We start from the raw sequence: 7,506 nt of genomic DNA on the forward strand, positions 1-7,506 counted from the left end.
GAGCAAAGATGAATGATTTTTTCGATAGTTTAAAAGAGATAAAAAAAGAACTTACTAAAGAGCAAGGTGAGATCAAAAAAACTCAAAAAGAAGCCGTTTCTCATACAAAAGAAGAGGCGATCTCATATAAAGAAAATAAGCTAAAAAACGAATTTGCAGGGTACATTAAAGGCCAAGATATAAGAAAAATATAAATTTGGAATGCTTATTGCTAAAACATGTAATATTTTATATGGAGTAGGCAATGAAAGTTACGCAAACATTAGAATCTCTAAGTATTTTAACTGATAATGACACTTTGTTTCGTGAGCTTAGAGATATGATAAGCAGAAATTTTACAAAAATTTTATCTAATAAAAATAAGGTTATTTCGTTTTATGAAGAGAGCGAAATCCCACAACGCAAGTGCTTTTTAAAATTTATAAAAAAACTTTATGAAAAGCAAAGCGATGATAAGCTTGATATTCGTTTTGCAAACTATAAAACCATAAAGCTTGGCTTTGTTCAAAAAAATGCCCTAACTCCAGTCATTAGCCTAAACGTAAATTTTGTAAAAAATGAAGTCGAATTTGAACTAAAAGATGCACTTTGCAGAGATTTTGCTAGCTACATCAGCGAGAGTCTAGTAAAAAGTAATATTGCCTTTAGCAAAAATGATGATTTTTTAAACATCACCATCTCAAATGACAACGACATAAACACATTAAATAAACTACTCTACAAAAGAAGCTATCCAAAATTTAGCGTAAATTTTATCTATGATGAAAAAGACTACAGAGCCTTTAAACAAGGCATAAAAATAAAAAGCTCATCTAAATTTGTAAGCAGATTTTCTGTGCTTGCAAATTTACTTGAGGAAAATTTTGAGATTTTGGGTTGCAAAAAAAATGATGACTTTGAAACCATCAGACAAAGCTACCTTTCGCTCGTAAATATCTATCACCCAGATAGGCATGCCAACAAAAATCCTCTCATACAAGAAGAATATGCAAAGAAATTTAAAAATATTCAATCTGCTTATGAAAGCCTAAAACCATACTTTAAAAATCAAGAAAATTTTGTGATGGTTGGCTAGAGCACGGCTTGTCACAAGGGCTATTAAAGAGAGCAAAAATGAATGGTGAAATGTTTAATATATGCGCCATTATTGTTGCCGCAAAGCAGGCCATAAAGTCAAATTCTTCTATCCTATATAATGGCACTAACTACGAAAATAGTATAAATTTTCACTTTCTCTCAGGCCATAGGGCAAATGGCGTAAATGAGTGGTTTTTGAGCACGCATTAAAACTTGGATTAAGCGATGTAAGACTTACTGCAAATTTAACTGGCTCATCAGATGAACGTTTATTGCTTAGCTTTTCAAACTCTACCGCAAAATCGATCATTTGTATTTTTAAAGAGCACATGAGCTGCTTCGTGCCCTACTGGAAATACAACAAAAATCAAAGAGGCTGGGACATAATATATAAAGAATTTGGTCTTGAAAAAGATGTAAATTTAGAAAATTTTAGTGACAACACAGAGGCTTTTATGGACACACTTACCAAGATAGCAGCCTTTGCAGATGAGATAGAGTGTGAGAATTTTGGTGAGTGTTTTCGCAGGGCATTAAAATCACTTAGATCTTCAAGCAATGATGATCAAAAGATATTTAATGCACCGCTTATGCCAAAGAAAAATTTAGCTCTTTTTGCTGCGGCAAGCTTGGCTGATGTCTTTGGCGGTATGGGCTCTTGGAACGACGATGCAGCAGGCATGGCACAATATAAAAAACGTGGCAAAGAGTACGAAGAGATTAGTAACGAGCTTTTTACGCAGATGCGTAAGGCCATACTTTTTGCTGTAAATGAGTGGTAGTTAGCCGTTTATCTGATAGACTCTTTTTCGCTGGCTTGAGCTACCGATGTTTAGAATTTTGCGGTATTTTGTGATAGTTCGGCGAACGATTTGGATGTTAAATTTAGCTTGGATTAGCTCTTGAATTTTTAGATCAGAAAGTGGCTTTTTGTGGTCTTCATTTTTGATAAGCTCTAGCAAAAATTCCTTTATCGCAGCATTTGAAGTCTCCTCGTCAAAGCCAGTTGAAAAGAAATTTTTAAGTGCGACCGTGCCTCTTGAACAGCTTAGATATTTGTTTGCGATCGCTCTTGATATGGTTGAAGGGTTGCGCCCAAGCTCGTCTGCTAGGTCTTTTAACTTCATAGGCTTTATGTCGCCACCCAAAAAGTAGTCATACTGATACTCAACTATCATGAGCCCTATCTTATAAAGCGTCGCTTTTCTCATCTCAAGGGCGTCTATGAGCTCGCTTGCCTCTTTTATGCGCGAGCTTACAAAAGCCTCTTTCTCGTCTAATCCCTCAGTATCAACCAAAATTTCAGGATAGTACTCGTCATTTATCTGCACGCTTATGCCGCTACTTGTGCTTAGCACGAAGATATCAGGCACCGCCTCTTTTTCATCTTCGAGATACTCAATGGCCGGGGGATTTTTAAATTTTTTTATGATCTTTAGCGCGTTGTCGTAAAATTTTAGCTTTCTAAGTTTTTCTATATTTTCAAAATTTAAGATGATCTTTCTTGCGCACTCTATGATCTCATCGCTTGCCTCTGCTTCACTTAGCTGAAACAAAAAGCTCTCTTTGATATCTTTTGCACCCACGCCACAAGGCTCAAGGTAGGCAAATCTCGCTCTAACCCGCTCTACTTCGCCCTCATTAAAGCCCACAAAGATTTCATCATCATAAGAAAAATAGCCCTCATCGTCTAAGCACTCGATGATCTTATATGCGATATCTTGAGACTTTTGCGTGGGGAAAAGTGGCGGATTGATTTGACTAATTAGCTTTTCATAGAGGCTTTCTTTGTAGATGCTTAAAGCCTCGATGCTCTCAGTAACAGAATTTTTGCTAACCTGCTCAAAAAAATTTCTTTTTTTTTCGCTTTTTTCTAAATTTTTATGTTCGATCGTGGCAAATGGATTGTCTTTTATAAAAGGCTCAAGCGTCTCTTTTAGCTCATCAAGTCCGCTTTGAAGTATGGGAAGCCAGCTTCGTAGTGTTTGGTTTAGTTTGATCTTTGGCGCTAAAGTTTGCTTTTGCCTTAGCATCATCTACTCAAGCAGCTTAAATTCTTCGCCAAGATAGTGCGTTCTAACGAGCTTGTTGTTTGCCACTTCGCTCGCACTGCCACTTGCTAGAAGCGAGCCGTCTTTGATGACATAAGCTCTGTCACAAATAGCTAGCGTCTCACGGACGTTGTGGTCAGTTATCAAAACGCCGATGCCTAGCTTTTTAAGGTCTCTAACGATGCTTTGGATGTCGCTAACTGCGATAGGATCGACGCCTGCAAATGGCTCATCAAGAAGTAAAAATTTTGGCTTTATGATGAGGCTTCTAGCGATCTCACAGCGTCTGCGCTCGCCACCACTTAGACTAACACCCTTTCTTAGGCGAATAGGCTCAATGTTTAGCATATTTAGCATCTCATTTACTTTTTTAGAGATCTCTTCTGCGTTTTGGTCTAAAATTTCAGCTCCAAGAATTAAATTTTCTTCGACACTTAACTCTTTAAATATGCTTGATTCTTGCGGCAAATAGCCAATGCCAAGGTGTGCTCTTTTGTGAAGCGGAACATTTGTGATCTTTTCGTCATTTAAAAAAACATCTCCGCTAGTTGGTGAGATGAGTCCGCAAATCATATAAAAAGTAGTCGTCTTTCCAGCACCATTTGGCCCAAGAAGCCCCACGACTTCGCCGCTATTTACCTCTAAAGATATACCTTTTATGATCTCACTTTTCTTAATCATCTTTTTTAGATCTTTTACTTCTAGTTTATGCACTTATAACCTCGTATTTTCTGCCATTTTTGCTAGGAGAAATTTTTACTAACGTATAGCTCTCGCCATTTTTCTTTAGAGCTTTTTCTAAATTTTCATCGCCCCACTCTACTAGATGAAGCCCCTCTTCAAATAAATTTTCAAAAAGGCCGTTTTTTACCATCCCGTCAAATCCGATCTGATAAATGTCGTAGTGGTAGATATCTTTACCATAAATTTGCATCAAAGAAAACGTAGGCGACGTCACGCTCTCTTCTATGCCATGAGCCTTAATGATCGCCTTTACAAGCGTCGTTTTACCACTTGCTAGATCGCCACTTAGTAGCACCACGCCACTTTTTGGAAGCACCTGTACAAGCCGGTTTAGCTCATTTTCTAAAAGCTCAAAAACCATCAAAGCTCTTTTACATATTCGCTTTGAGCGCTTTTTGGTATGCTTTTTGTAGTTGGGATCGCTAGCACCTCGTATCTCGCCTCGCGCGTTAGAAATTTGATGCTAACCACATCGCCAACTTTAACATCTTTTGCCGCTTTTGCCTGCACACCGTTGATGCTCACAACGCCGCTTTTGCACATATCTTCGCTAACGGCACGCCTTTTTGTGATATTTACTACGTTTAAAAATTTATCTACTCTCATGCGGCGGATTTTAACAAAAATAGCCTTAAATTTTTAATCCTTTAGATATTTTAAAAGCTCTTTTAAATTTAGAGGTATTACGCTACCGTGGGTTTCATTTTTAAAAAGCTCAAAGTGAGAATTTACGCTACTTTGTTTTAAAATCAAAGCCAAATCGCTCGCCTTTAAAATGCCAGCTTTGTCTGTTTTGCCCTTTCTTTTTTCGAGCTCACCAACACTAAGAAAGACAAATTTAGCCTTTAGTTTCTCTTTAAATTTACCATCACTCACGTTTTGCTTTAAAATTTCAGAATCGCCCCACCAAAGAGACGGCGAAGCGATAAAGAAATTTGAAAATACGCCCTCGTTTTTAAGCAAGGCATAGAGCGTAAAAAGACCGCCAAAAGAGTGACCGTAAAGACTTTTTTGACTATCTTGCACGTTAAATTTCTCATCGATTAGCGGCACTAAATTTTTAGTTAAAAAGTGGTAAAACGCATCTGCGCCACCACCTTTACTAAACTCCTCGCCATCCGCCTTTGGAGTGAGATCTCTTGTGCGTTTTTCTACCTCGTAGCTTTTGTCTGTGTCATATCCTATGCCTATTATTAGTGGTGCAGCCTTGCCATCAAATTCATTTAAGAGCATATTAAACTGGGCATTTGCATCAAGCAAGAAAAGCACATTTTTAAACTCACTTTGCCCCTTTAGCTTGGCTGTAAAAATTTTATAAATTTCATCATTTGCACTCATTTTAAAGGTTGAAATTTCAAATTTACTAGCAGCTTTTTGGCTAAGTGGCTCAGGCGTCTGGCTAGGTCCTGCGTGCAAAGTCTGCGTCATACCAAGCGTAAAAAGTAAAAATTTAAGCGCTCTTACCATTTTGCAGCGACCTTAAACCAAAATCTCCTGCCTTCTTGTGGATACCAGTAGTAATTGCCGTCGTCTGCTAGCGCCTCATCGTATCTTACTTTATCAAAGATATTGTAGGCATTTAGGCTAAGTGTTAGGTGCTTGTTTGCGTCCCAGCTTACGCCTGTATCAAATGTGAGTAAATTTTTATTATTTTCACTCACCTTATTGCCAGGGCCAAATTTCACACTAGTAAGCTTACTCTCATAGTTTGTGGTGAAGAATGTTTTTACACTCTTAATTGGTTTATAAGCAAGTGTTGCATGAAATGCATGTTCTGGGGTTGCTGTTAGGCTTTTTGCATCAAGTCTACCAAGATTTGTCTCACTAAATTTCATAGGACCATTTGGTGTGTTTATCGTTGGGTTGCCAGTTTTTATTTTTGACTTATTATAGGTGTAGTTTGAGCTTAAATTTAGATTCGAAAGGATGTCATAATCGCCACTTAGCTCAACGCCCCAAACGGTCGCACCTTCAATATTAAAGTAAGTTCCCCAGCCAGGGCAATTAACACTTGGCGCACCTGAGCAAGTACCAAAAGCTGGAATTCTATTTACATTACTGCCGTCAGTGTCTAAGATCTTATCTTTAAATTCATTTTTAAAAAACATTACCGAGCCTCTAAAATCAGCCTGATTGTCATAATATGCACCAACTTCGTAAGTTATACTTTTTTCTGGCTTTAGATCTTTGTTTCCAAAATCAACTATTTTCCAAGCATTTTGAATAGTGCCTACTTCCGGGGAGATTTGATTGACATTTGGCGTTTTATAGCCAGTCGCTACGCCACCTTTGAGGCTTAGCGTATCTGTAGCGTTATAGACTAGGTAAGCTCTTGGCGAGAGGTGATTGCCAAAGAATTCGTTGTGCGTGAGTCTTGAGCCAAGCGTTAAAAAGAGCTTCTCATCTAAAATTTGCCACTCATCTTCGATAAATCCCGCATGCTCGCTCATCGAGTAGGTCTTTGGGTCTTTTAAGCCGTTTCTTGAGGCATTTGAGACGATGAAGGTCGTGCCGACATTTTGCTTGCTAAAATCATAGCCAAAAGTGAGTGTATGCGCACCAAAAAACGTTGTAAATTTAGAGTTAAAGTTGTGATTTTTAGCTTTTGCAGGTATGAATTTATCAAAAAGGCTCGTTCTTTGTGTCTGATCATAGATGTAGCTAAGATCGGCATTTAGACTATCAAATTCTCCAAGATAGCCCACACCATAGCTCTTTTTCTCGTAGTCATAGGCGTTTAAAACCTTATTTGTCTTTATGGTAGCCGTTTTGCCGACGGTGCGTGAGTAGTCGTGTTTTTCACTTGAGCCAAGGATAAAAAATTTATTGTGCTCATCTGGAGTGATCCAAAGTTTTGCACTTAAATTCCTCTTATCGCTCTTTTGATAACCGCCTTTGTAGTTGTCCTCATCTCTTAGCTTTTTATATCCCCAAAGCTGAAGTGCGAAAAGCTCTTTATAAAGAGGTAAATTTAGATAAAAGTCACCCTGTCTGCCATCGCCTATACCTTTATGAGTGTTTATCGTGGTTGAGATGCCGACATTGCCACTAAATTTTGAAAAATCTTTTTTAGTGATGATATTTATAACACCTCCAACCGCATCGCTACCATAAAGCGAGCTCATAGGACCACGGATGACCTCTATACGCTCGATCGCCTCGGCTGGTGGAATGAAATTTGAGTTCATATCCCCTGCTCCGCCCTTTGGGTTTGCGCTACTTGAATTTACTCTTTTACCATCTATTAAAACTAGCGTTTGAGAGCTTTCCATACCGCGTATCGAGATACCGCTAGCTGGACCATCCTCACCACCAACGACATTTACGCCTGGCACTTTTTGAGCGATTGAGTGGAGTGAAGTAAAGCTATCTTTTGTAAGCTCATCGCCGCTTATCACACTAATGCTTGCAGGAGCTTCTTTTATCTGCTGCGAAAAGCCACTAGCACTTACTACAACACCATCAAGCCTTGTTTCGTTATTGTCTTTATACTCTGCTCCAAAGAGCGAATTTGCCACACAAACACTAAGACAAATGGCAATAAATTTTGTTTTTCTCACAACTATCCTTTTAAAAATTTAATTTGAAAAAGTTTGAAATTTAGCGAAGTATCTTTTAAAACAATATTAATTAT

The 7,506-nt window shown here is 38.1% G+C and carries 10 protein-coding genes; 4 read left to right on the top strand and 6 right to left on the bottom strand.

Going from position 1 to position 7,506, the window contains the following annotated elements; translation table 11 throughout:
- The 4 genes from CVS92_RS08210 to CVS92_RS08220 all read left to right on the top strand — a co-directional run.
- The coding region (locus tag CVS92_RS08210) for a hypothetical protein (protein WP_234398723.1) at positions 1-194 on the top strand (194 nt) is incomplete at its 5' end.
- Between the two features lie 50 nt (positions 195-244).
- The gene (locus CVS92_RS08215) at positions 245-1,075 is read left to right on the top strand and encodes an adenylosuccinate lyase (RefSeq protein ID WP_107789118.1); all 831 of its coding nucleotides are present in this window, start codon (positions 245-247) and stop codon (positions 1,073-1,075) included.
- 38 nt (positions 1,076-1,113) lie between these two features.
- Entirely contained in the window at positions 1,114-1,287 is a 174-nt protein-coding gene (locus CVS92_RS09075) for a hypothetical protein (protein ID WP_199906425.1), read from the top strand.
- Entirely contained in the window at positions 1,266-1,859 is a 594-nt protein-coding gene (locus tag CVS92_RS08220; RefSeq protein WP_199906426.1) for an RNA polymerase subunit sigma, read from the top strand. Before CVS92_RS09075 ends, CVS92_RS08220 begins: the two co-directional genes overlap by 22 nt.
- Here CVS92_RS08220 and CVS92_RS08225 read toward each other — a convergent pair whose 3' ends face one another.
- The 6 genes from CVS92_RS08225 to CVS92_RS08250 are packed head-to-tail and all read right to left on the bottom strand — an operon-like array spanning position 1,860 to position 7,432.
- Positions 1,860-3,110, bottom strand: coding sequence for an RNA polymerase factor sigma-54 (locus CVS92_RS08225; RefSeq protein WP_234398724.1), 1,251 nt, complete (start codon positions 3,108-3,110; stop codon positions 1,860-1,862).
- A 3-nt stretch (positions 3,111-3,113) separates the two neighbouring features.
- On the bottom strand, positions 3,114-3,842 hold the full coding sequence (gene lptB, locus CVS92_RS08230; protein ID WP_107789120.1) for an LPS export ABC transporter ATP-binding protein: 729 nt from the start codon (positions 3,840-3,842) through the stop codon (positions 3,114-3,116).
- Positions 3,835-4,233 (bottom strand): tRNA (adenosine(37)-N6)-threonylcarbamoyltransferase complex ATPase subunit type 1 TsaE, encoded by a 399-nt coding sequence (tsaE, locus tag CVS92_RS08235; protein ID WP_107789121.1) that lies wholly within the window; start codon positions 4,231-4,233, stop codon positions 3,835-3,837. Before tsaE ends, lptB begins: the two co-directional genes overlap by 8 nt.
- The gene (locus tag CVS92_RS08240; protein ID WP_072594226.1) at positions 4,233-4,478 is read right to left on the bottom strand and encodes an RNA-binding S4 domain-containing protein; all 246 of its coding nucleotides are present in this window, start codon (positions 4,476-4,478) and stop codon (positions 4,233-4,235) included. The genes tsaE and CVS92_RS08240 overlap by 1 nt, the downstream gene beginning before the upstream one ends.
- 33 nt (positions 4,479-4,511) lie before the next feature.
- Positions 4,512-5,339 carry an alpha/beta hydrolase gene (locus CVS92_RS08245; RefSeq protein ID WP_107789122.1) on the bottom strand — a complete coding sequence of 276 codons (828 nt, stop codon included), beginning with the start codon at positions 5,337-5,339 and terminating at the stop codon, positions 4,512-4,514.
- A complete protein-coding gene (locus CVS92_RS08250) occupies positions 5,333-7,432 on the bottom strand; it encodes a TonB-dependent receptor domain-containing protein (protein WP_107789123.1) in 2,100 nt (699 codons plus the stop codon). The genes CVS92_RS08245 and CVS92_RS08250 overlap by 7 nt, the downstream gene beginning before the upstream one ends.
- Positions 7,433-7,506 lie beyond the last annotated feature (74 nt).

Source organism: Campylobacter concisus (assembly GCF_003048555.1).
Classification (GTDB): domain Bacteria; phylum Campylobacterota; class Campylobacteria; order Campylobacterales; family Campylobacteraceae; genus Campylobacter_A; species Campylobacter_A concisus_AO.

Bases quoted from the DNA above. Each gene is read 5' to 3' on its own strand.
- CVS92_RS08225 (WP_234398724.1), bottom strand. From the start codon at position 3,110: ATGCTAAGGCAAAAGCAAACTTTAGCGCCAAAGATCAAACTAAACCAA.
- CVS92_RS08240 (WP_072594226.1), bottom strand. From the start codon at position 4,478: ATGAGAGTAGATAAATTTTTAAACGTAGTAAATATCACAAAAAGGCGT.
- CVS92_RS08215 (WP_107789118.1), top strand. From the start codon at position 245: ATGAAAGTTACGCAAACATTAGAATCTCTAAGTATTTTAACTGATAAT.
- tsaE (WP_107789121.1), bottom strand. From the start codon at position 4,233: ATGGTTTTTGAGCTTTTAGAAAATGAGCTAAACCGGCTTGTACAGGTG.
- CVS92_RS09075 (WP_199906425.1), top strand. From the start codon at position 1,114: ATGAATGGTGAAATGTTTAATATATGCGCCATTATTGTTGCCGCAAAG.
- CVS92_RS08245 (WP_107789122.1), bottom strand. From the start codon at position 5,339: ATGGTAAGAGCGCTTAAATTTTTACTTTTTACGCTTGGTATGACGCAG.